Origin of the sequence: Oxalicibacterium faecigallinarum (assembly GCF_014635705.1) — a bacterium.
Taxonomy (GTDB): Bacteria; Pseudomonadota; Gammaproteobacteria; order Burkholderiales; family Burkholderiaceae_D; genus Oxalicibacterium; species Oxalicibacterium faecigallinarum.
In genome coordinates this window covers 698,252-723,269 of record NZ_BMDI01000002.1, presented here as the reverse complement: position 1 = coordinate 723,269, position 25,018 = coordinate 698,252, and the positions used below count along the sequence as shown (strand labels likewise).

At 53.5% G+C, this 25,018-nt stretch carries 12 protein-coding genes; 8 read left to right on the top strand and 4 right to left on the bottom strand.

The window, feature by feature from the left end; translation table 11 throughout:
• Nucleotides 1-146: 146 nt before the first annotated feature.
• Nucleotides 147-1,802, bottom strand: coding sequence for a sigma-54-dependent Fis family transcriptional regulator (locus IEV29_RS16300; RefSeq protein ID WP_188381774.1), 1,656 nt, complete (start codon nt 1,800-1,802; stop codon nt 147-149).
• A gap of 500 nt (nt 1,803-2,302) precedes the next feature.
• Between IEV29_RS16300 and IEV29_RS13395 the strand changes: the two genes are divergently transcribed.
• From IEV29_RS13395 to IEV29_RS13380, 4 genes are all read left to right on the top strand, one after another.
• On the top strand, nt 2,303-3,130 hold the full coding sequence (locus IEV29_RS13395) for an ABC transporter ATP-binding protein (protein WP_188381773.1): 828 nt from the start codon (nt 2,303-2,305) through the stop codon (nt 3,128-3,130).
• A complete protein-coding gene (locus IEV29_RS13390) occupies nt 3,127-3,909 on the top strand; it encodes an ABC transporter permease (protein WP_188381772.1) in 783 nt (260 codons plus the stop codon). Before IEV29_RS13395 ends, IEV29_RS13390 begins: the two co-directional genes overlap by 4 nt.
• Before the next feature lie 53 nt (nt 3,910-3,962).
• The gene (locus IEV29_RS13385; protein ID WP_188381771.1) at nt 3,963-4,943 is read left to right on the top strand and encodes an ABC transporter substrate-binding protein; all 981 of its coding nucleotides are present in this window, start codon (nt 3,963-3,965) and stop codon (nt 4,941-4,943) included.
• Between the two features lie 143 nt (nt 4,944-5,086).
• Nucleotides 5,087-6,772: a carbon-nitrogen hydrolase family protein gene (locus IEV29_RS13380; RefSeq protein ID WP_188381770.1), complete on the top strand. Its 1,686-nt coding sequence runs from the start codon at nt 5,087-5,089 to the stop codon at nt 6,770-6,772.
• Between the two features lie 80 nt (nt 6,773-6,852).
• On the opposite strand, the gene IEV29_RS13375 is transcribed toward IEV29_RS13380, so the two are convergent.
• On the bottom strand, nt 6,853-8,478 hold the full coding sequence (locus IEV29_RS13375; protein ID WP_188381769.1) for an ATP-binding protein: 1,626 nt from the start codon (nt 8,476-8,478) through the stop codon (nt 6,853-6,855).
• A 303-nt stretch (nt 8,479-8,781) separates the two neighbouring features.
• Between IEV29_RS13375 and rarD the strand changes: the two genes are divergently transcribed.
• The 4 genes from rarD to IEV29_RS13355 all read left to right on the top strand — a co-directional run bounded on the left by rarD (nt 8,782) and on the right by IEV29_RS13355 (nt 13,382).
• Nucleotides 8,782-9,747, top strand: coding sequence for an EamA family transporter RarD (gene rarD, locus IEV29_RS13370; protein WP_373868139.1), 966 nt, complete (start codon nt 8,782-8,784; stop codon nt 9,745-9,747).
• A 110-nt stretch (nt 9,748-9,857) separates the two neighbouring features.
• Nucleotides 9,858-10,682: a hypothetical protein gene (locus IEV29_RS13365; protein WP_188381768.1), complete on the top strand. Its 825-nt coding sequence runs from the start codon at nt 9,858-9,860 to the stop codon at nt 10,680-10,682.
• On the top strand, nt 10,624-11,241 hold the full coding sequence (locus IEV29_RS13360) for a hypothetical protein (protein ID WP_188381767.1): 618 nt from the start codon (nt 10,624-10,626) through the stop codon (nt 11,239-11,241). The genes IEV29_RS13365 and IEV29_RS13360 overlap by 59 nt, the downstream gene beginning before the upstream one ends.
• Nucleotides 11,242-11,324: 83 nt before the next feature.
• Entirely contained in the window at nt 11,325-13,382 is a 2,058-nt protein-coding gene (locus tag IEV29_RS13355; protein ID WP_188381766.1) for a TonB-dependent receptor domain-containing protein, read from the top strand.
• A gap of 86 nt (nt 13,383-13,468) precedes the next feature.
• On the opposite strand, the gene IEV29_RS13350 is transcribed toward IEV29_RS13355, so the two are convergent.
• Nucleotides 13,469-14,035, bottom strand: coding sequence for an invasion associated locus B family protein (locus IEV29_RS13350; RefSeq protein WP_188381765.1), 567 nt, complete (start codon nt 14,033-14,035; stop codon nt 13,469-13,471).
• Entirely contained in the window at nt 14,032-24,999 is a 10,968-nt protein-coding gene (locus tag IEV29_RS13345) for a filamentous hemagglutinin N-terminal domain-containing protein (RefSeq protein WP_188381764.1), read from the bottom strand. Before IEV29_RS13345 ends, IEV29_RS13350 begins: the two co-directional genes overlap by 4 nt.
• Nucleotides 25,000-25,018 lie beyond the last annotated feature (19 nt).

The window sequence follows — 25,018 nt, the reverse complement described above, 5'->3', positions numbered from 1 at the left end:
TACGCAAGTTATTCACGGTTATGCAGATTTTCTGTGGATAAGACTGTGAGTAACCATGTGATGACGAATCAAAGCGATTGATTACAAAGACCTTTTTTATCGTGCTCAAAAAAAGCGCGACTGGATAATATGTGCTGCACGAGGCGTCAAACCGCAATCTCCAGCACCTTGATCCGATAATTCAGTTGCCGCAGCGTCAAGCCAAGCCGTTGTGCGGTACGCGACTTGTTGCCCCCACATTCTTCCAGTGCTTCGACAATGTTGGCGCGCTCGTCTTCTCTGACAGGCCGGATCGATCGGGTTTGCGGCGCATCGACAGGCATGCCCGCAAGCATCGTGTCGGCCGTGCGTTCCGATTGCAGCACTGCCCGCACATCGGCTGCCTCTATCTCCTGTCGCTCGGCCAGCAATACCAAACGCTCGACGATGTTTTGCAACTGGCGAATGTTGCCTGGCCACGGAAAACGCACAAGCTGGTCCAGGGCGCCCGGCCCGAGAATGGCCTGGCGTTGAAACGTCCCGTTCGCCAGCGAAAGAAAGTGCCGCGCCAGCGCCGGAATATCTTCTGGTCGTGCGCGTAACGCAGGCAGATGTACCGGCACCACATTCAGTCGATAGAACAGATCAAGCCGGAAACGACCGCTGGCGACGAGTTTTTGCAGATCACGATTGGTCGCGGCGACGATGCGCACATTCACCGGAATTTCCCGGCGACCACCAACACGCTGAATCTGTTGCTCCTGCAAGGCGCGCAACAACTTTACCTGCATCAGCAACGGCAGATCCCCGACCTCATCCAGAAACAAGGTACCGCCATCAGCATCTTCGAAACGACCTGGCTTGGCCGCATGTGCGCCAGTGAACGAGCCCTTCTCATGACCAAACAACTCGGACTCGAACAGATTTTCGGGAATGGCGCCGCAATTGACCTTGACGAAGGGCGCATCGCGACGGTCGCTCGCCGTATGCAAGGCACGGGCAAACAGTTCCTTGCCGGTGCCGGATTCGCCAAGCAGCAATACTGTGGCAACAGTACGCGCCACCTGCATGATCTGATGCAGCGCTGCACGCGAAGCCATCGACTCACCGATGATGCCACCCGCCTGCGCTTGCTGGCCCAATGCCTTTTTTAATTCAAGATTTTCGACAGTCAATGCTGCCGTACGACGTTCCACCTGCTCGTTGACCAGATTCTCGATACGCATCAGTTGCGCAATCTGCGCCGCTACCAGTCGTACTGTCACCAGATCGTCACTGAGTGGTCGATGCAAGCCGCGAAAACGATTGATCGCCAGCACACCACGCACTGTGCCATCGACGATGATCGGTAACGCGAACATCGAAATGATGCCCTTGGGCAGGCGATCGCGATCAACCGTGCGCGCCAGATAATTGGGCTCGGCATCGATGTCCTGAATGATCGCGACCTCGCCCGATTGAAACACCTTGCCAGTAATACCCTCACCCGGACGAAATACACCGCGTGCAATTTCTTCCGCCGCCAATCCATACGAATAGCGAATGACCAGACGCTGCTTCTGCGCGTCGAACAGAAAAAGTCGGCCACGATTCAAACCAAGAAATTCGGATAACAACTGCAGCATATTGCTGATCGCAAAAGCAGGGTCAAGACTCTTGCCGATCAGCTTGGAAATCTCCTGCGTCACAAACAACTGTGCCTGCGACCAGTCGACAATGCCATGCACATTGCGTTGCAACTCCGCCTTGGCTGTCGAACGTTGGGCGAGCGATCGTCGTCCTTCCTGCCGTGCCTGCGCCACCATTTGCTTCTCCTTAGTCATCGTCAAAGCCAATGTAAGCAATGTCCCTGCCAACGTTTACATCGTCCCCATCACCAAAATTGCACCGCATCCGTGCAAAAACAGTGGCTTAGCGTGACTTGCTCTCCATCGTCAGACCGGCGCAACCGGTAAATATTGCCGTATTGATATGAACAAAGGGGCTCATTGTGCTAACCATATTGTTAACAATTTTGGACAACTGAATAGCAAATAATGATCAAAATATCTATCCATTAAGGCAATCAATCGTCTGATTTTTCTGCCTGTTTGACGTCTGAATACATCGATTCTTTTCGTGTAAAAACGCGCCAGAACCCGCATGAAATAAGCAAATCAGACTGAAATCGCGCGCCCAAAAACGGGGGCGGCATCGCTGAATTCATCAACCTGACAAGCGCACTGGCACATCAATTGCGTTAGAGGAAGCAAAGAAGGATCGCAATATCAGCTCAATGCTTGTATCCGATCAATCGCACAGCATCCTCACAGGAAAGCAAATCATGAATCTCGTTGTCGACCTCTCCGGACGCCACTATCCGGGTAACCAGAAAAATGTGGTGCCGCCACCTGCAGCACGTCCGCATATCACCGTGCGCGGCTTGAACAAATCGTTTGGTGGCGTGCCTGTGTATTCGGACTTCAATCTCGATTTTCCGAAAGGCCGCGTGACCTGTGTATTCGGCCCGAACGGATGCGGCAAGTCGACGCTGATCAACATGATTGCGGGACTTATTCCCTATGACGATGGCGACATTCTGTTCGATGGCAAGACACTCAAGCAAACCACCATCGGCTATGTGTTCCAGAACTATCGCGAGGCACTGTTTCCGTGGATGCGCGCGATCGACAACATCAAGTACCCGCTTGAACTGATGGGCATGAGCAAGGCGGACTGCAACGCACGTGTCGAAGAACTGATTGCCTCGTTCGACGTCAAGTTCGACCTGCAACGTTATCCCTATGAATTCTCCGGCGGCCAGCAACAACTGATTTCCATCATGCGTGCCCTGGCTCCGCATCCCGAAGTGCTGTTTCTCGACGAACCTTTCTCGGCACTCGATTACGAGATGACGCTCTTCATCCGCGAAAAGCTGCAGGAAATCTTTCAGGCCACCGGCACCACCATGATCGTCGTTTCGCACGATCTGGAAGAAGCCGTTTATCTGGCCGATCATATTCTGTTGCTGACCAAACGTCCGACACGCGTTGCCGACAACGTTTATTTCGATGCGCCGCGACCACGTGATCTGTCGACACTGTCCAGTGATGCCTTCGTACAAACCAAGGCACGCTGCCTTGAAATCTTCCAGACCGAGGTGCGCAAATGAAAACCGCCGCATCGACTTTCCCCCCCGGCCTGACACGCGTCGCACGCGCCCTGATCGGACCCGCAGCCCTGATTCTGATCTGGTGGCTTGCCAACGATTCAGCCTGGGTCAGTAACAAGCTGTTGCCCAATCCGTTCGCCACCTTTGGCACGCTTTGGGAAAGTCTGCTGTCTGGCTCGATGACAGTTGATCTGGGCGCGACACTGTATCGCACCATGTATGCCTTTGCGATGGCCGCCGTGTTCGGTATTCCGGTCGGCATTGCGCTGGGATCGAATGAACGCATCTATCGTTCTGTGGAATTTCTGGTCGACTTCTTCCGCTCGACCCCGGCGACAGCGATGTTTCCCTTGTTTCTGCTGATCTTCGGTATCGGCGACTTTGCAAAGATTGCAGTTGCCGGCTTTTCGGCGTGGCTGGTTGTCGTGTTCAACGTTGCCTACGGTGTCATGAACTCGCGCAAGACACGCATTCTGGCAGCACGTGTGATGGGTGCCTCTCACTGGCGCGTGTTCCGCGATGTGCTGTTCTGGGAATCCCTGCCGCAGACCTTCGTCGGCCTGCGCATGGCGGTATCACTTGCACTGGTCGTGATCATCGTCGCCGAGATGTTCATCGGCTCCACCAACGGCATGGGCCACCGCATCATCGATGCCCAACAGGTTTTCGATTTGCAGCAAATGTATGCCTCCATCCTGATGACGGGTGGCGTGGGCTACGGATTCAACGTCTTATTCATCGCACTGGAGAAATGGATAGTGCACTGGGCTGGCCGGTGACATCTGTCACAGGATTGTTCCGGGTTTTTACTTTGATCTTTTTGGAGAATGGTATGAAAAAGCTTGTTTTGACTTCACTCATCACCGGTCTGTTATTCAGCGCCGGTAGCGCATCCGCACAGAAGATGGAAAAAGTTACCGCATCGTGGCTGCCAATCATGCAAACCATGGCTTACTACGTGGCACTGGAAGAAAAGCTGTTTGAAAAAGCTGGCATCGAAATCAACTCGGTCAAGTTCCAGAATCCGAACCAGATCATCGATTCGCTCGTATCCGGTCAGGCCGACTTTGGCCCTCCGGGTGCAGCCGCCGGCATCACGGCACTGGCAGAAGCACGCTATCCCGGCACCTTCAAGGTCTTTGGTCTGCAAGGTGGTGGCATCAAGGTCAACATGATCAACGATGGGTTGATCGTCTCCAATACATCGACCATTTCCTCTTTCAAGGATCTGAAAGGTAAAAGCATCGCAACCCTGCCCGGCATTCAATGGAAAACCATCACACGCTACGTCATCCGCCAGAACGGTCTGGATCCGGACAAGGATGTGATGATCAACGAGATCGCCGTGCCGATGCATATCCCATCACTGCTAGCTGGAACGGTCGATGCCACGCTGTCGCTGGAGCCGGTTGGATCGATCGCGATTGCGTCCAAGGAAGCCAAACGCGCCATGACAAATCCAGTCGCCATGTTCATTGCCGATCCGTTCTACTCGGGCGCGTCTGTTCTATCGACCAAGTTCATGAAGGAACGCCCAGCCGTTGCGAAGAAAATCGTGGAAGTGCTTGATCAGGCAACCAAAATGACCAACGAAAATTTCGACAAGTACCGTCCGATCATTGCCAAGTACACCGCGATCAAACCAGATCAGGTGTCGCTGGTTGCCCAACCTTACCTACGTGCCAACAGTGAGTTGACCGCAACCGATATTGCGTCTTACCAGGCGCTGGTCAATGTCTTCGAGAAGGAAGGCGTTTTGAAAGAACATGTCGATGTCAAAAAACTGATGCTGAAGCCAAGCGACTTCAACTGATCTCGACACCAATCCAGCGCACTGACTAACCGGCGCTCAACCATCTCCCGTTTCGGGAAACACAAACCACCAATGCAAGCACAGCAAGGGCGCAGCCCCTTGCCGGGCCGCTGCATTGCCTATTTCACTGAAGGAGCAATACCATGGCAACCCAACCATTCCGTGCCGCCGTCGTGCAAACACTGGCGACACTCGGCGATCTCGATATCAATATCGGCCTGCTGCGCCAATACACGAAAGAAGCTGTCCGTCAGGGCGCACGTCTGATCGTCTTTCCCGAATGCATGAACACCGGCTATCTGTTCGATTCCGCAGACCATTGCGCCGAACTGGCAGAACCCGTCAATGGCCGCTTCGTACAAGCGATGGCCGATCTGTGCCGTGAACACAATGTGTTCATCGCCAGCGGCTTTACCGAAAAGGATGAAAGCAAAGGCAAGATCTTCAACACCGGTCTGCTGCTCGATCCAAAGGGCGACATCATCGTCCACTATCACAAGCAATTCCTCGCCACGCACGATCAGAACTGGTTTGAACTTGGTGAAAACGGCTGCCCGGTTGTCGATACCGAACTCGGTCGCATTGGGCTGCTGATCTGCTTCGATGGCCGTATTCCTGAAATCACGCGCAGCCTGGCCATGCAAGGCGCCGAAATCATCGTCGACATGGCCAATTTCTTCGCGATGGATCAGGCCGATATGTGGGTACCGGCACGCGCTTATGAAAACGGCTTGTGGTTCGTCGCGGCGACCAAGGCTGGTGTGGAACGCAGCATTTACTATCCGGGCGGTAGCATGATCGTGGCACCAACGGGCGACGTGATTGCCAAGATTCCTTACGACACACATGGTGTAGCCACCGCAGAGATCGACGTCAGTCGCGCACGCAATAAAGGTTGGCACCATGAGGGTAATCGCTTTGCGGATCGTCAACCGGCGTTATACGGTTTGATTGGCAAACCCGTTACGGATACACCGCTGGCTGCCATTCTCGATCAACCATTGATTCCGGAACAAAGCGTGGCAAAAGCTGCCGCCGTACAAGCGCATGTGACGAAAGAAACAGGCAGTCTGGAAGCTGCCTACGACATGATCGACCACACCGCCAAGCTCGGCGTCAAAGTCATCGTCGTCCCGCAATTCTTCGGTAGCGCCACTTGGTTGCCAACACTGGCCGAAGCACATGCCGAAGCCAAGTGCACGGCATCACATCTTGCCAAGGTTGCCTCGATTGCCCAGAAGTACGGCTGCGTCATTGTCTTGCCTGTCCTAGAAGAAAAAGGCGACAAGATCGCCAGCGTTGCCGTCATCATCGGTACTGACGGCAAGGAAATCGGTCGCTATCAACAAACCCACATCGAACCGGAAATGAAAAGCTGGTGCATTGCAGGCGATACCCTGCCCGTGTTCGACACACCATTCGGCCGCATTGGCGTCTTGCTTGGCTACGATGGCATGTTCCCGGAAAGCAGTCGTGTGCTGGCGCTGCAAGGTGCCGACATGATTGCGTGGTGCAGCGCATGGCGCAATCCGCTGGATCGCAAGCTGCTGACCGTGCCAAAAGCGGAAGACAATCGCATCTTCCTGATTGCCGCCAACCGCACCGATTCGCCTTATCCGGGTGGCTCCTTCATTGTTCCGCCTAACGGTTTTCCACAATGGGATCTGGATGTGGCTGCGCCACCAACCAAACGCCACGGTGCCGTGATGCCGGCCTTCATGAATCTGGCGATGAGCCGTCAGAAGTTCATGATTCCAAAGGTGAACATGCTGCGTAACCGAATCGTTGCCAGCTACGATCCGATCACCACTGAAGAACCGGTTGTCTGATTAGCGATTCATCTGCATTTTTAAACAAAAGCCCTGCATCGCAATCGATGCAGGGCTTTTTAGTTGAGAGCAGACAATGTTCAGCGAATACCGCGGAACACCCCACACTGCTTGAATGCCTCTTCCGACAATGGGATTTTCTTGCTCTTGCAGTACTTCGACGTCAGCTTGATCAATTCTTTCACGTCGCGACCACTGCATTTCGCATACACGTCGCTGAGACGATCAATTAATTCATCCGACAGATTGGCGTGGAACTGCGCCGAGAGCGAAGCCCACAAACGCACAGCATCTTCCTTCGGCGGTACTTCATACTGGATCGTTGCAATACAACGCGACAGAATCGCATCGTCCACGTCACCAATCCGGTTGGTCGTCATGAACAACAGGCCTTTGAAGTATTCCAGCGTCCGCAGGAATTCAGCAACGATGGCATTGTGCTGCAGATCATTATCGCGGCAACGGATGTAAACATCTGCTTCATCGAGTAAAAGGATCGAATCCCAGCGTGCTGCCCGACGCAGAATAGAAGACAGATTACGCTCGACCGATTCCGCCGTGATGCCCAGTTGACCGGAATGCACGCGGTACAAAGGCTTGCGTACGATTTCGGAATAGACTTCCGCAGTCAATGTCTTGCCCAGGCCTGGCGCTCCCTGACAAAGAATCGTCGTACCGCCCGATTTTCCTTCGACGATGTCTTCCATCAGCACGTTCATGTCGGCCGTCAGGATGTCGATCAGGTCGCGATGCTGCGGTGGCAGAATCAGCTTTTCGCGCAACTCCGGTTTGTACTGATACTCGCTGACGTTCTGTGCATGCACCCAGATATTCTGATGCAGCTCCAGATGGAAAAGATGCAAATAGCAATGCATCGGGATGCGCTCAAATCCTTCATTGAAATCTGCATCACGCCAGAACTCGGCATCCGTCATCATCTCGAAGCGACGATCAAGAATCTCTTCATCGTTGACGCATCTGGCAGACATGCCTTCACGCAACATCATCATCGAGACTTTTTCCTTGTCATCAATGGTAAAGGCCGCATTACGTGCGACAAACTGCTTTCCGAAACGCGGCTGGAATTCGAGGAAGCGCTTGGCGTGCAGTTCGTATTCCTGCTTGAACTCCTTGCACTCCTTGAAGTAGCCCATCTCGCCCAACAGTTCCGGAATCGTACGGTTGACGATGTCGTGACGGTTAATCACGATGGCGTTAGTCATACCCGTACGACGCAAACGCATATCGCTGACTTCTTCTTTTGCCGCAGCCTGCATGGTATTGGCCAGCAAGTCCACGACGACATACGGCGCGCCCTGATCCGGCACCATGTAACGCAGGCGATGGATCAGCCATGGCAGCAGTACGCCATCCTTGTTGCGTTTGTAAATCCAGCCATCGATGACATCGCGCGCAAGATACGCAGCCAGCCCCGGCACAACCTGCTCCAGGTCGGGAATCTTGCGGGCCTGCGGTGCATTGCGGATATTATCGAGCGCCAGCATCTGGAACATCAGTGCACGGTCTTCGTTCGACTTGGCCAGGTTGTATAGCGTGTTGAGCGACTTGCCATCAAACAGACGGCTCGCCACGATCATGTGACCGTGACAGACGCCGTGTTCGGCCAGACGCTTGGCCAGCGGTGACTGCGGCTCGATCATGCCGAGCAGCACATTAATCATCGACTCCGGTATTTCAAAATCCATCACAGCTCCTGCTATTGTCGTGCTCGGGCACGATTCGAATGGTTTCCATATGCGGCGGTATCGGTGCATGCATGATGCACCTTGCAAAGCAAAACGGCCTCCATCACTGGAAGCCGCGGCCTGACAAGCGTCGGCCGGAATTTCCTCGTCTGCAGAGGACGCCTCGCTCTCGTCAACAACGGAGCATCATAAAGCAATCCGGCATGACTGTGAAGCCGCGCTCTACCCTGCAAAGGGACATCATACCGTGCAAATCCGGCCATTCCACGATCACATTCCGGGCAAACGTCGTTTGATGCCCGCATGACAAGTCGGCATCTTGAGGCAGACGGTGACAGGCGCGGCTATACTGGCGCGTTCTTATCCGTCTGTCATGGGCCTGTTGTGGTCAAAGGAATCACCTTCTCCGTCATCGGTTCGGCTCTGTTCGCCGTGCTGTATTACTACTCGACGTTACTGACGCCGCTGGATGGCGAGCAGATCTTCGGCTGGCGCACACTGCTGACCTTCCCCTTCCTGACAGCCTTCATCTGGATGACACGCCAGCAGCACATGGTCATCACATTGGCAAAGCGGCTGGCGGCGCAACCGCAGCTGATCTTTTTTGCCATTGCCACCTCGATCATGCTCGGCATTCAACTGTGGTTGTTCATGTGGGCGCCCTTGCACGGCCGTGCATTGAATGTTTCGCTCGGCTACTTTTTGCTGCCGTTGACGATGCTGCTGACCGGTCGCCTCGTCTATGGTGAACGCCTGACACGCTGGCAGAATCTGGCTGCCGGGTTTGCTGCGATTGGTGTACTCAACGAGCTTTATCAAATCGGCACGCTATCTTGGGAAACCCTGCTGGTCGCGTTTGGCTACCCCGGCTACTTCGTCCTGCGGCGCAAGATAGAGGCTGCCAACCTGGGCGGCCTCTGGTTTGACATGGCGTTGTTACTGCCTGCTGGCCTGTGGTTCATCATGACTGGCAAAGTGGGCTTTGACATGATCGCCGATCATCAGGCCCTGTATGGCTTGATCCCCTTGCTGGGCATTTTGAGTTCGATGGCACTGGTGTTTTACATACTGGCCAGCCAGATGCTGCCGCTCAGCCTGTTCGGCCTGCTCGGCTATGTCGAACCGGTCCTGCTGGTGTTCGTTGCGCTATTTCTGGGCGAAACCATCAGTGGCACTCAATGGCTGACTTACATTCCGGTCTGGATTGCCGTCAGTCTGCTGATTATCGAAGGTGCGCTCGGTCTGCGGCGCATGCGCGCAAGCACTTAATCCAACAACCTCCCTCCTGAAAAAAGTGTATCGATATTTCCACACGGATATTGCGCTATCGTTATGTAGTTATATAACATAACGAACTTTTGGATTTCCAGAGGTATGGCATGCAAGGATTCGGCCGCGATCCGGTGAACGAAGCGCAATGGCGCGCGCTGGATGCAATCGGCACAAGCTGGTCGCCACCACAGCCCAGCGACTGGCTGCTGGCGATCGACGATACCGACAATCTGGACTCGCGCGGCACCGGCTTTCTTGCGCGGCAATTAGGACTGAGACTTGCCGAAGCCGGTCTAGCCGAAGTCAAGGCAATCACGCGTCATCAACTGTTGGTCGATCCACGCATTCCTTACACCTCTCACAACAGCTCGGCCTGCCTGGTCCTGCAAAGCATCGTCGATCGCAAAACCATCTTCGACTACACCTGCCGCTACCTGCTGGATGAAAGCGCGGAAGGTTCCGATGCAGGCACGGTGCTGGTTCAGCGCGCCGATTTGCCTGAAGACGTGCAAGCGTTTGGCTATGCCGCCAAACAGCAGGTACTGGAACAAGCCGATGCATGGAAGCTGGTTGAGCAACGACCGATGGACATGGCCGGGCTGACCGGTACGCATGGTGGCGTCATCGGTGCGCTGGCTGCAGTTGGTCTCAACGCCAGCGGTCGCGATGGCCGATTCCTGTGGCTCAAGCAATTGCGCAGCCTGTCAGGCAAGCAATGGACAGTCGGTGCGCTCGAACAGGCAACCGGTGTGACAGTGCAAAGCACACAAGGACCCGACATCTCTATCACCGCTGACGATCACATCGATCTTGGCGAATGGCCACGCGCCATCTTCCTGCATGGTCAGGCAACACTTTTAGTGGAGAACATCAATGAAACCAATTTCAACGGCTGGCGCTCAGCTTCCAAGGACTACATCCGGCAGTTTTGAATGGCCCGGCACGCGCGACCAGCAAGACAAATTTCCGCTCGCGCTTGAAGTGATCCTGCTGCTGGCCGTTGGTGTACTGGCCGCCGTATTACATCAGTCATTACGTATTCCACTACGCATGCCCGGCTATCACGGCATGGAATGGTTTGCCTTGCTGATACTGGCGCGCCTGCTTTCCAACCGCAGCAGTGCTGGCATGGTGGTCGGCCTCGGCGCGGCAACCAAAGCATTTGTCTATGCAGGCAGTATCGGCCTCGATGGCAAATCGGCGCAAATGCTGACCTATCTGCTGCAAGGTTGCATTGTCGACGTGCTGCTATTCCGCTCCCGTTCGCCACTGCCTTGGTTTGTCTGGCTGCCTGCAGTCGGCGCGATAACACACATGATTGCGCCGCTGACGCGTAACGTCTTCAGTGGCATCAGTGCCGGCACTATCGAGTTTGGCTCACTCATCCATGGCATTGGTTACCCACTTGCCACGCATGCGCTCTTTGGCGCAATCGGTGCCAGCGCAGGTCTCTTGATTTATCTCGGTGCTGCCAGCATGCGCCGCCGCTAATCCGTTTTCATCTGCAGTCTTTGTTGCCAGTCTCCGGGCTGGCATTTTTTTGCCTCTGTTTTTTCCATCCTCAGAAAGTCATCATGAACAAACCCGCACGCCACTCCCTGCTACTCGCAGGGGTAGCCAGCTGCGTCTTCGGCACGCCTGCACTTGCCGATAATCAGGCTTACACGCTTGGTCAGATTGAAGTCGCTGGCAGTCAGCAAGCCGACGTCGCCGAAAAGTCCACCACGGTCTGGCGTATCAGTGCCGACGAGATCGAACGCCGTGGCGCACGCACGCTGGATGAAGCATTAGCGCAAATTCCTGGCTTGAATATCCGCACTGGTGGCGAAGGTTCACCCCGTATCGACATGCGCGGACAACGTACCCGCCAGATCAAACTGCTGGTCAATGGCATTCCCGTCAATTCCAATGCAGATGGTCAATTCAACCCTGCGCTGATTCCCGTTACGCAGATCGAAGCGATCGTCGTACGTAGCGCCACGTCTTCTGTTCTGTATGGCGAAGGTGGCACCGCCGGCATCATCAACGTCATCACACGTCGCGGTACTGCCGATCACACGACGGCTTCAGTCGATGCACGCTTTGGTACAAACGCATCGCGCGCAGTCAGCGCCAGCGTCGGCGGTCAGGCTGGCGCGCTTGACTGGTTTATTGCAGCCGATCATCAGGAGCATGGTAATACCCGTTTGTCCAACGACTATGTAGGCACTGCCGAACAACCACGCGGCAAACGCCGTAACAGCGATCTGGACAACACAAACATCACCGGTAACTTCGGCTATCAAGTCAACCGTGACCTGAAAATCGGTCTGGGTATTAGTGCAAGCGAAGGTAGTCAGGGTAAGCCTCCTGGCATTTACCCAAGCACTGATGTCTTTGCGCAGGTACCGCGTTATGAACGTAACGACGATATCTCGCAATTGTCGACTCAACTGTCGGCAGACTGGGCCATCAGCGATCGCACGCGTCTGCGTGGCTGGATCTACGCCAGCCAGCTTCGTCAAGACGAACGTCGTTACGACAATAGCAGCTATGCACTCTTGCAAAGCAATGCGATCAACGGTGGCTTCGACAAGACATCGGACAGTCGTAGCCTTGGTTATCACTTACAAGTCGAACATTTGGCAACTGATCGCCTGACACTGAGCGCTGCCTTCGATACACGCCGTGACAGTTATGGCGAAGATGGCCGCATCCGCGATGTCGCTGTTACAGGTGGCGGTGGCGGTGGCGGTGGCGGTGGCGGCGGCGGCGGCGGCGGCGGCGGTGGCGGCGCGACGACCTATAACATCCGTGCCATCGATTTTAGTCAACAAACCTATGTCGACTCCATCAGTGGCGAAGCCGCTTACAAGATCAACGATCGTAGCGGCATTACGGCCGGCGCCGGCTGGATTCGCCAACGGCGTGACGATGGTGGCAGTGATCAAACCGCACCGATTGCAGCGTTGAGTACTTACGTCGATATCGATGCGGCATGGCGACTCAAAGGTGGCCTGTCGCGCAAGGCACGTGCACCAAGCCTTTCTCAGCTTTACGAGAGCGCACGCGGCAATCCGAATCTGAAGATGGAAGAATCGACTACCGCCGAGATCGGTACGGTGTGGAAGGCAAACGCCCACACTACGGTGGAAGCAACCGTATTCCGTTCAGAGATTCGCAACTTCATCCAGCCGGATAACAACAGCGTGCAACAGAATCAGGAACGCTTCCGCAATACCGGTCTAGAAGTATTGGCACGTACGGCATTGGGCAACGGCACCATCAGTACCGGCTATACCTACATGAGTGCAAAAAATCTGGTCAATGCAGAATCACGTACGCTGCAATATCTGCCACGCCATCGCCTGACGCTGGATGTCTGGCAGCCCATCGGTGACAAGCTAAGCTGGTCCGGCAGCTTGCTGTATGTGCGTGATCAGTCTTACTACTCACGCGGCACGACAACACCAGCACTGTCAGCTGAATTGCCATCCTACGTGCTGGCCAATACGCGCCTGACGTATGCACTGGATACCAAAATCCAGCTGTATGCAGGCATCGACAACTTGTTCGATCGCGATTACGCCACGGCCTATGGCTTCCCGCAACCAGGACGCACTGGCTACCTTGGCATGCGCGTACGCTTCTAAAAACAAAAAGCCGACTGCAATCAAACAGTCGGCTTTTTTCTTGGATGCTGCTTTTACCTTACGGCATGATCGACATCAAGTCTTGATCAGAGCGATGGATACGCCTTACCCAGACCATCCAGCGTGACATCGATCACAACGACCTTCTCGGAACCCAGCGGACGGAAGCCGACTTTCATCTGCTTGCCGCTTGTCAGTTGCCTCTTGATGTCATCGGTCACAATCGTACTGACCAGACAACCGCCCGGCATACAGGTCAGGAATGGCACCGTTGTCTCCTTACCGCCATCGATCTGATACACCATACCTGGACGCAAATCGATGCCAAATGGCAATTCAAAGCTGAGCACTACACCTTCCTGCTGCTTTTGCAAGGTCATGCGCAACAGTCGCTGACCGGTGCTTTTGCCATCTTTCTCATTACGCGTTTCCAGTGCCTGCACAACCTGACAGATTTCCTTCTTGTCCGGCTTGGCGCAGATGACTTCCCAACTACCGTGGGTTGCCTTCTGCTTCCACTGCGGCGTAGCAGGAGCCTTGTCCGGCGTTGCCGGCGCAGGCGTCTGCGCCATGGCAAGACCAGTTACGGCCACGCCAAGTGTCAGTGCAAGATGCGCAGCCGCTGTGCGAAATGTAGAACGTGTCTTGATCATCGTGCTCCCTCCATCGTGTCATCGGCCTGACGCACACCGCCATTGACGGTCACGACATAGGTCGTCGAACGTGAGCTTTCATCACCAACGATTTCGCCCACGGCTTGATTGATGGATTCTGCACCAACTATCGAGCCAACGCCACCCGGTACTGTCGAAGTCAGATTCACCATCTGCAAATCACCGATTGCCATCTGTTTCGATCCGGCATTGCCCAACAGTGCCAGCGACACTGGCTGATGCACGTCGCTCAGGTTTGGACGCATGCCGGCTTGCTGACTACCTATCGAGAACAGCGTTGGCAGATAGTTCTTGATGTTATCGACCGGACGACCGAACTGGATACGACCACCTGCGGTGACATCCAGCAAGGATTTACCTGTTCTAGCATCACCATAGAACAGCGCATCACCGCCAACAGCAACTGTCGTCGCACCTTTGACGTGGACCGCTTCTTCAAAAATCAGCGAGCCGGTCAAGGCGATTGAAGGGCCGTGGATGTTGATTGTGCCAGTGCCAGTTCCACCGTACAGATTCTTCAATGGTGCCGTGTCACCAATTGCGCCACCAAATGTGGTCAAACCTGGTGTTTTGACCGTCACGTCATGCGGACCATCGAGCGTGTCATTAAAGGTGATCGGGCCACCCGCTGTAAAGACCGTATTGGCACCGACCGTTACACCATCGTTGAAGGTTTGTGCGCCGCGTGTCGTAACAGAACCGCCATTGATTAAGACATCACCGTCCTCGTCCGTGGTCAAACTTGCCAGTGCACTCTTGCTACCGACCGCGCCATTGAAAGTCGTGGTGCCAGCCGTTGCAATGGTCAACGTACGTGCGCCATCAACTGTGCTGTTAAAAGTGATATCGCCCTCATCACTGCTGGACAGCACCGTATTGGCGCCAAGCGTCACTGCGTTGTTATAGGTCTGCTTCCCTTCCGTCTTCACACCACCGCCATTGATCTGCACGGTGCCCGTGCCAGTCGTCGTCAGACTTGCCAACTCACTCGTACCGCCAACGGTTTGTGTAAAACGCGTCGTGCCGTTGGTCTTGATCGTCAGATCATGGGGGCCATCCACCGTACCGCCAAATACGATATTGCCGTTATCCGTCGATTCCAGAACCGTGTTATGACCCAGTGTGACTGGTGCACCATAAGTCTGCGCACCAACCGTCGTGACTTCCCCACCATTGAGTGAGACCTTGCCATCTTTGCTCAAGCTGGTATCAAGGCTTGCAAGACGTTGATCATTATCGCCAACCTTGCCGTTGAACTCGATATCACCGGAGGTATCAATGGCCAGAGATTGCTGACCATCATCCTTGGCACGTACGTACCCGCCAAAAACGATATCGCCCTGGCTGTAGCTGGTCAGTTTGGTATTCGTGCCAAGGATGACATCCTCACCATAGCGCTGATCACCGTGCGTAATCACCGTACCGTTTTCGAACGTCACGGTATTACCATTGCCAGGCGAACCATCTGTCGTGATGCTCCAGAGCGGACGGTAAGTACCAATGGCACCGGCAAATTCCGTTGCGCCTTGCGTATTTACCGTCAGTGATGCAACGGTACAAATCGCGGCATCGATATCACCATCGAATCGGACCAAGCCTGCATTTGTGCTTTGCAAGATCGTGTCACGACCAAGGATGACCTTGTCACTGTTGTAGAGCTGTGCACCAGAGGTGGTCACGCTACCGCCATTCATCAACAGCGTGCTTGTCGCATTAGCGACAGTCAGGCTTGCCAATTGTGAGGTAGAGCCAATCGCACCTTCAAAGATAGTATGACCATCTGTTGCGACCGTCAGCGCATTCGGTCCATCAATCGCGCCATTGAATGTGATGCCACCGACTCCGGTATTCGTGCGCGTCAAGGTTGCATCCGCACCCAACGTCATACGACCGTTATAGGTTTGATTGCCGGTCGTCGTCGTTCCATTACCCACGGTATTTACACCACCACCATTCATTTCGATCGTGGTTGCAGTCGCAACCAAGCTCGTCAATGCGTCAGTCCCACCAACCATTCCGCCAAATCGGAGGGTGTTGGTTGCACTGGCGGTAAGGTCATGCTCACCATTGATCGTGCTACCAAACAGCAGGTTATTGCCGCTGTTCAGCGTTGCATTACCTGTCAGGCTGACAGCATCGCCATAGCTTTGACTACCAACAGTCGTGATTGCAGCACCGTTCTGAATAATCGTGCGACCACCAGCATCTGTCGTCAACGATTGTGCTTTTACCAGAACTGGCAGTGTCACATCCTGACTTGTGTTGATCGTCAGATTACCCAGTTCTGTGGTTTCACCAATATTGCCACCGAACGAAATCACACCATCACCTGCAGTCAGCGTCGTGCTACCACTGTAAGCAGTAGAGGCATTGTTCAGCGTACCGCCAAAGGTGATGTTGCCGTTACCCGTTGCACCCGTACTGAGTGCAACTGCCCCACCAACTGCCACCGCATTGGCAAAGCTAATGTTCGTACCTGTCGTGGTGATATTGCCAGCCAACTGCGCCGTGCCTGCACCATTTTGTGCGAATCCACCAGCCGCATTGATGTTGCTGCCTGCCCCCGTCGAGAACAATCCAGCGTTCGTGATCGTGGCTGAACCTGCGGTCAGGCTACCGTTGGCAGCAATAGCAAGCTCATTACCAGTGAAGGCAAAAGCACCGCCACTAAACAAGTTGGTACCGCCTAGAGTAGTTTTTCCAGTACCAGCTTGCTGTGTGAACGAAGTCGCTGTTATGCCGGATGATTGAACATCATTAGCTGAACCAATGACGATGGCACCGAGTGCTTTGGTATGACCGACCAAGCCACCGAAGGTGATATCACCACCGGTACCGGTATTAACCGTCAGGTTGCGTGTTGTATTGTCTGAGTCAAGTGTGCTCTTGAACCACACGTTGCCACCAGCAGCTACATCACCGCCATCCGTCGTATCGATCACCACACTGGAACCCAGGGTCGTCGCGGAACCCAAAATGATGGCATTACCGGCCGTCGTCAATGAGCCATCTACGCGAATGCCATCGGTTGCAACCAGCTCAATGCTGCCTGACGAATTGAAAGCCGATGTATTGGCGATCGTCAACGCATCCTTTGTAGCCAGTTTGATGTTGCCATCAACCGTGGTGGTATAGCGCATATTGTTGGCGGTAGCATTCAACGTTTCGCTGTTGATATTAATGTCACCGGTCGTCGTGACATTTCCACTCAAGGTCGTTGTGCCTTCAGCATTGGAAATCACCAAACTCCCTGCATTAACAGTACCAAGCGTCGCGTTGTTGGCAGGGGTAAGATTCACTGCACCTGTTGCATTGACAGCCCCCATCGACACATCGTTGACCGACGAAACCGTCAGGCTGCCAATTTTGCTGGCAACACCAATTTGACCAAGCGACACGCTGCCATATTCCGTCGTATTACCGACTTGTCTGCTCGAATTGATCGACAGGCCATTGCCGCCATCGCCATTGATTCCACCACTGAAAATCACATCGCCGCCGCCAGCACTAATCGTCGCAGTTTTCGCGCCACTGGAGCCTGGCAATGCTGCCAGCATGACAGGATCACTGAATGTCAGATTACTACCTGCGCCACGTGAGCCATTCGCTCCACCGTATCCGCCAAGCAGATTGATGGTCGTACCATCAAGCGTGATCGCTCCACCAGAAGTAGCATCAACGATCAACGTGCCGGCCGCACCACCAGTAGCATTAGCCGTCGAGTTATTAGAACCATTGCTGCTGATCGTGACCTGGCCCAATTCAACATTCTGCCCACGCAAGGTAATGACACCACCTTGCTGCGACGTATTGCCAGATGATGCATAACCGTTCGAAGTCACACCACCTTTGATTGTCAATGTTCCGCCAGTTGACGTCAGATTGATGACGCCACCGCCCACATTGGCACCGACCGTATTACGTGTCGCATCAATTTCAGCAGTCGTCAGCAGATTGCTGCCACTAGTGACATTGATCGCACCACCCCTGCTAGTTAAACCATTAACTGTCGTCGTGCCCGTATTATTAACCGTCACGGCACCGATTCCATCAGCTTTAACCGCAAGCGTACCGTCATTAACAACATTAACCGTTGAACCGGCACTGATCACGGCCGTTGCGGTACCAGTATTGTTAACACTGACAGCACCCGTGGATGTTGCATTCAAGTCAAGGGTACCCGTGTTTGTAACGCTAATCGCGCCGCCAGAGCTTCCATCGAAATCAAGGTTGCCCGCGTTGGTAAGGCTAATACCGTTGCGTGTTGTCGCGCTGAACGTACCAATGTTATTACCCGCATTGTTCAACGTCGCACTGCCCGCACCATCGGTAATAGAACCAAGTTTGACATCAAGCGTATCAACCTTGAGTGCGCCCGTTTGCGTCACCGACCCAGTCCAGCTGTTCACAGACAACGAGGTGATAGGTCCATTGCCTTGCGTGAAATCAACGCTATCCAGACGAATATTGCCGCTGGTCGGCTCACTAGACGAATTGCGACCAATCACGAGATTCTTCGCTTGAATCTGAAGCAGTTCGGTAGCGTTCAACGACAAGGTATTGGCTGCATCTGCACCACCGACAGTGATGTTGCGCCCCGTACTTGCAGTGCTAACCTCTACCGTGCCGGCACCATTTTTCGACGACAGTGTGCTACCTGAAGCAAGTACGAGATCATCCACCCGAACTTTGACATCACCGGCCGTACTTGTGATGGCGCTGTTACTGCCCATCGTCAGCGAGCCAGTTCCATTAGAACGAACACTGGCTTCACCACTTGTCGTCAATGTGGCATTAGTACCAAAAACGATATCTCCAGCTGCCCGGATACTGCCACTGCCGCCTTTAATATCAACGCCATTATTGAGATTAACGTCACCACTGGTTGCACTTACAGAGAATGCGCCACCTTTCAAATCGGAATCCGCATCAACCGTGATAGAGCTGCTGCCTGTAAAACTGAAGTTCGAGCGATTGGTTGAGTTGGCTGAAACAACGTAGCTAGTACCCGTACCTACCGCTGAGAAATTCAGTCCAGGCCCATCCTCTTTACCAAGCACCTTATAGAACACATCCGTCCCGCCGGATGTCGAAGTGATCGACACTGATTCCAGATTGATTCGATCTGATGCTTGGTAGTTATAAGCCTGTACATGAATCACGCCGTTCGATTTGACGGAGATATCATTCGCACCTTGGGTGTAAATAGCTTGTCCAGTAGAACCCACTACCGAACCGTTGAGAGTAACTGAGCCTCGGTTATTTGCATTGCTCAATACCAACCAATTTTCAGCTTCTGGACCAGCATCAAGAGCCGTGATCGCACCAACACCGCTTTCCAACGTCAGATTATTAACATTTTTAAGATAGACGTTACTGGTAATCGTCGTGTTACCGCTCGTTGCCAGCGTCAATCGATCAGAAGCATGGATCTGATCTAGCAAGAGATTGTTGATTGACAACCCACCTGTACTGCCGTCGCCAACATCGATAGCGAGGGAGTCGGTGACTTGCCAGACATTGTTTCCTGTGGTGCTACCACTCGCTTTACCTGTCAACCAGACATGACCAGCACGAATCGTGTTGCCGCCATAGATACTCATAGCATCCGCTGCGATCGCAACATTACCGCTGCCCATATTGATGGAATCTTCAACTTTTAACGAACTGATGTTGTACAGACCTAGATTGCCAGAACCTGTGATGCCCGCCAGCCCATTCAAAGTGACGGTTCCAACAGTCAAAGAGCTGTTACCACGACCACCATTATCGAAATAGAAGCCTGTCGTTACATTAGCAGCCAATTTGGCAACGTTATTCTCATTCGTAAGTACAGCCTCGCCGGCTTGTGTGGAGATGACTTCCAGACCAGCTGCCGCGATAATGCCGGAGCCCTGCTGATCAATAGAACGGGCGTTTGTTCCACTACCTGACTTACCTGTCAGGGCGACCGTACCCGTCACATTGGTGACATACCCCGTACCGGCAAATACAACACCATCGCTAGTTGCGCCTCCTATGCTGCTATTGCTGCCACCCGTACCATTGATCGCAACTTTTCCACCTGAACCTGTTACAGCACCCGCAACCACAACGCCATCCTGATCACCGCTACCATTACCACCAGTACCAGTGATGGAAATCGCACCACCTGTGGAAGAAACTGTGCCATTAATTGCGACACCATCGTGATCACCACCGTTTTGGCTGGAAGAGCCTCCCGAGCCAGCAATTGTGATCGAGCCGCTAGAAGCAGAAACAGAACCGCCAATGACTACACCATCGTGGTTACCACCGCTTTGGCCGGAAGAACCTCCCAAACCAGTAATTGCAATCGATCCCGTCGTCGCAGAAACTGCACCAGCAATCTCTACACCATGCTGATTAGACTGATCATTGTTGCTATCGCCACCGTTACGGCCATTACCACCACGACCTTCGAGGACAATGCTGCCAGATTCTGTGCGCACACTACCGGCTGCAAGAATATCAACACCAACGAAATTACCTGAACTGCCAGTCGACTTAAGGGAGATTGCACCAGTAGTGCCGGACACCAATTGAGAAACAGTAATACCGTACTGGGTTTGCAAGGCAAAATCTGCCCCTCCAATCATGCTTCCAACAACCTTGATTGGAGCGTTACCGATAAAGCTGAAATCCAACGGATCGGCATCAGGGTTAATCAAACCGATGGTGTACACACCTTTGATTGTCGGAGTCTGTCCTTGATACCAACCCGAAAAGTTTTCACGACCGAAAGTAAGCCCCGCGGTCGACGATACTGAATATGCGTAGTTTGCACCTGCAGAATTCGATGTGATATGCAGTTTATTCAGATTAGCATCAGCATTATCCGCCGCATTACGTGCTGCAACATTGATATCGCTTGCCGAAGTCAGCGTCAGACTAGATGCGCCAACCGTCTTTAGAGCACGAGCAGAAGTCCCAATACCAGTATCAGCAACAGAACCATTGGCGGTGCTGTTTAATATCAGCACACCATTCTCGCGGTTGTTGAAACCGAGTTTGCCGTCTGCACTACCCAAAATACCTTTGCTTGCCGTGATCGACATGGACGACACGTTGGCAAGGAAATCACCTGAGCTGTTCACGCTGCCACTATTGGCCGTAAGCGTTAGCGAAGTCGCCTTCAAGTGTTTGGCTTCGTCATCCGTCAGCGAAAGTTTGTTTGCTTCTTCGCTTCCAAGATAAACGTCTTTCGCCGTTGTGATCGAGATATTGGCAGCATTGACATCGGCACCAATGTCCATTTCACCGATGTTGTTGAAGGAAACCGTACCTGCAAGGGCATTGATAGCCGCGTCAACATCCACTTTATTGGTATTGTTAAACGTAACCGAACCACCAGCATTAATTGCTTGCTCCAGCTTGATCTCATTAGAACCATTGAAGGTCACTGAACCAGCTGCGCGAATACCATTCGTTTTCACATTCTGATCAAGGCCTACGGCACCAATAGTCAACACACCTGCATTGCCACTATTATTCAGCGTGAAGCTACCGTTGGTCACATCAGCCGCGACCATCTTGATGTTGTTACTCTGGGCCAAATTTACACTACCATTTGTGCTAATTACTTCCAGCGCATCCGTGGTGATAGAACCTGCAATTTGATTCAATGACTTAGCTGTCAAATGAACCGATGTACCCTTCAACGTCCCATTCAGATCCAACGCATTGTCACCGTTGTTGAAGGTGATTGTCCCTACCGCCGTCGCAGCCAGGGAGCCGGCGCGATTATTCGTTCCTGCCAGAGTGATATCGCCATCACTTGTCAGATTGGCTGAACCAACCTCAAAACTCTGGGTCTGGGTGATATCGCCTTTTGCCTTGATGTTCAAAGCATTGGCTTCGATCGTTTGCTCGAGGCTGACATCACCGCCATTGAAACTCACGACACCATCAATTGCGATTGCTTTGTCGATCTTGATGTCTGCGTCGTTGGTCGTTCTACCAATGGTCAGTGCACTGACTGCATCCAGCCCACCTTCAGCTGCATTGAAAACAAACTTGTTGGAAAAATCGTTGAGACTGAATGCTTGATCAAAACGTGTACCGGCAGAGAGCACAGCTGCGTCGCCCTTGCTGCGAACATTGACAATACCGTTGGTGCTGAGCGCATCACCTTGCAATGTCAAATTGCCTTCGCCTGTTCCGATGTAACCACCAGCTGCATCGCTGGCATAGGCCACACTACCAACATCGGCACCCACCTCTGTACTCACGATGACATCACGATCACCGCTGGCATCACCAATTTGACCGCGCTGATTGAATACCAGCGCATGGTTATTACCGACAGCACCGCTACCACCGGCCGCATTGACTGTGATTAGCCCGCTGTTGGAGGTAATCACACCGCTATTGACATTGCCGTTACCCTGAATCACAACACCGTGATTCTCGCCTCCAACATTGGCGCCACCAGTACCAGTTACCTCGACTTTGCCTGATCCACCAGCGCTAACGATTGCATTGGTAATTTGTACGCCAACCTGATGACCACGATCGGCATTACCACCACGTCCGCTAATTTCAATATCACCACCTTGCGTCGTGATGTTGGCGTTTTGCACAAGCACACCCGTGTAATCACCGGACTGCCCTTGATTTGCGTTCAATGAAATATTGCCGCTGGCCGTGGTGATATTCGAATTAACCTGCAGATTACGTGCCTTCAGATCAATGTCGCCGCCAATACCTGTCGAAACACCATTTACCCCACCAATATTAGTAACCGTCAATCCGGCAGAATTGGTGTTGTAGAAAGCGATGTCGCCCGAATTGGAACGGGCAGCAATGTTATCCACCGCATTGCTACCAGCTGTCAGCGTCACATTGCCTGAATCAGTGTCCAGCTTCAGGCCGCCACCAATGATTTGACTGTTGCCACCCTGACTGATACTGCCAGTGGTCGTTGTCAAATTGATTTGTCCGCCAGCACCTGCTACACCGGTGCTAGTACCGCCCTTTGCCAACAGATCGCCGCCATTAAGTGCAATGCCTGTTGTACTGTTAATTGTGATGGAACCTGCTGCTCCACCGGCAGCCGTGCTACCCGTTGCTGCTGCCGAGCCACTCGTGTTGATAACAGCTTGATTACCGAGGATGACGCTACCGCTTGCTGCGTTCAGATTGACGTTACCACCCACACGACCTGCGCCACTATTTGCAACACCACCGTTTGCATCGATCGTTGCATTTAGTTCGATATTGCCCGTCGCTGCTTTGGCGGTGAAGTTACCGCCTTTGGTATTCGCCGCACCAACCGAAGTGATATCGGCATTGATGTAGATGCTGCCGGTTGCATCGAGCGTCAGGCCTTTGCCGCTGCTCCATGTGATCGCATCCTTGACGGTAATCGTGCCAACGCACGTCGCAGTAACGCAAGCCGACTGGACCGTAATATCCGTCGTTGCCAATGCAGCTTCCAGCACGTCCGTACGCAGGAACGAGAAATCATGCGCAGGATTAGGCGTTGTGCCTGACGTAAAGTCAGCGAACGTGCCACCTTGTTTTGTAATCCAGCCAGACGTATTGACCTTGCCAATCGTCAGATTGGTCGGATCCAGCAACAGCGTCCCGGTTTTGCCTTTGGCCGCCGTTGTATCGACCGTCCCCTGGAAGTCGAGGAACTGCTTGCCTGATACTTCGACCAAACCGCCGTTACCGCCTTCTGTACCACCCTTGGCTTCGATCGTGCCGCCAAATGCAGTGCGATCATCGGACCAAACAATCACCTTGCCGCCGTCACCGTTACCCGTCGCATTGGCACGTACTGTCGCACCTTCACCGACAAAGGTCATTTGCGCATTAGTGACTGCTGCATTCTTGCCTTGATAGTCACCGCCCAACAGCACCGTACCGCCACCAATTGCGCCGGAAGCATCGACCACGCTGCCATCCAGAATGCCAACGCTTGCTCCCGTCACTTCAACGTAACCGCCTTTACCTTCAGCCGAGCTTGCATTCAAGGTGCCACTGTTGGTGACTGTGCCGCCATCTGCCAGCAACTGGATCGTGCCGCCATCTCCGTGTGCCAGACTGGTTGCTTCGATAATGCCTTCATTATTGATTGCCAAAGTGGCCAACTCACTGGCTGTCTTGACGGTCATAACGACGCTACCGCCTTCGGCCTTGATCAAACCACCGTTGCGGATATAGCCATCGATCACGGCTTCATCGACTTCGATCTTGGCTGGGCCGCCCAGATCCAGGCGTACCTTGCTGCCCGAGCCCATCAGGACTTCGCCACCACGCACACGGATGTCGCCAACGTTTTCAATCTTCGCGGCAACCAGTGCAACAAAACCACCATCGGCAGCCTTGATGCTGCCTTGATTGACGACAGAGTTAGCAGAATTACCGGTCAGATTAAAGTTGCCAGCCATGAAATCTTCATTGCTCATATTGAGCGTAGAAGCCAGCAAGGAAGCCACTTCGACTTTAGAAGTCGGCCCGAACATGATACCGTTCGGATTCAACAGAACGACACGACCGTTCGCGCTGATCGTACCGCGGATGACCGAAGGATCACCGCCCAGCACGCGGTTCAACGCGATTGCATCTGCCGACGGCTGGATGTATTGCACGCTGTTACCGCTACCAATGCTGTAGCTGGTCCAGTCGATCACCATTTTGTTGCTGTTCTGATTGATCACCATGTGACCATTCGACGGTGTGCCAATCTGACCATTACCAGCCGTGATCTGACCACCGGTCGGTAGCTCAGCCAACGCCCCAGCGCTGCATAGCACCAGAATGCTGCCTGCACTCAGACGCGCAAAACCGCTTTTACTCAAACGTACCGATTTCGTCTTGCCTTTGCCTTTGGTGTGTTCCGAAGCAACCTGCCATTCGCCGAGAACAACGTTCCATACCACGCGGAAGATGCGATTGAGTGAGCCGTGACCGTTCATGTTTCTTTACCTTTGAGCT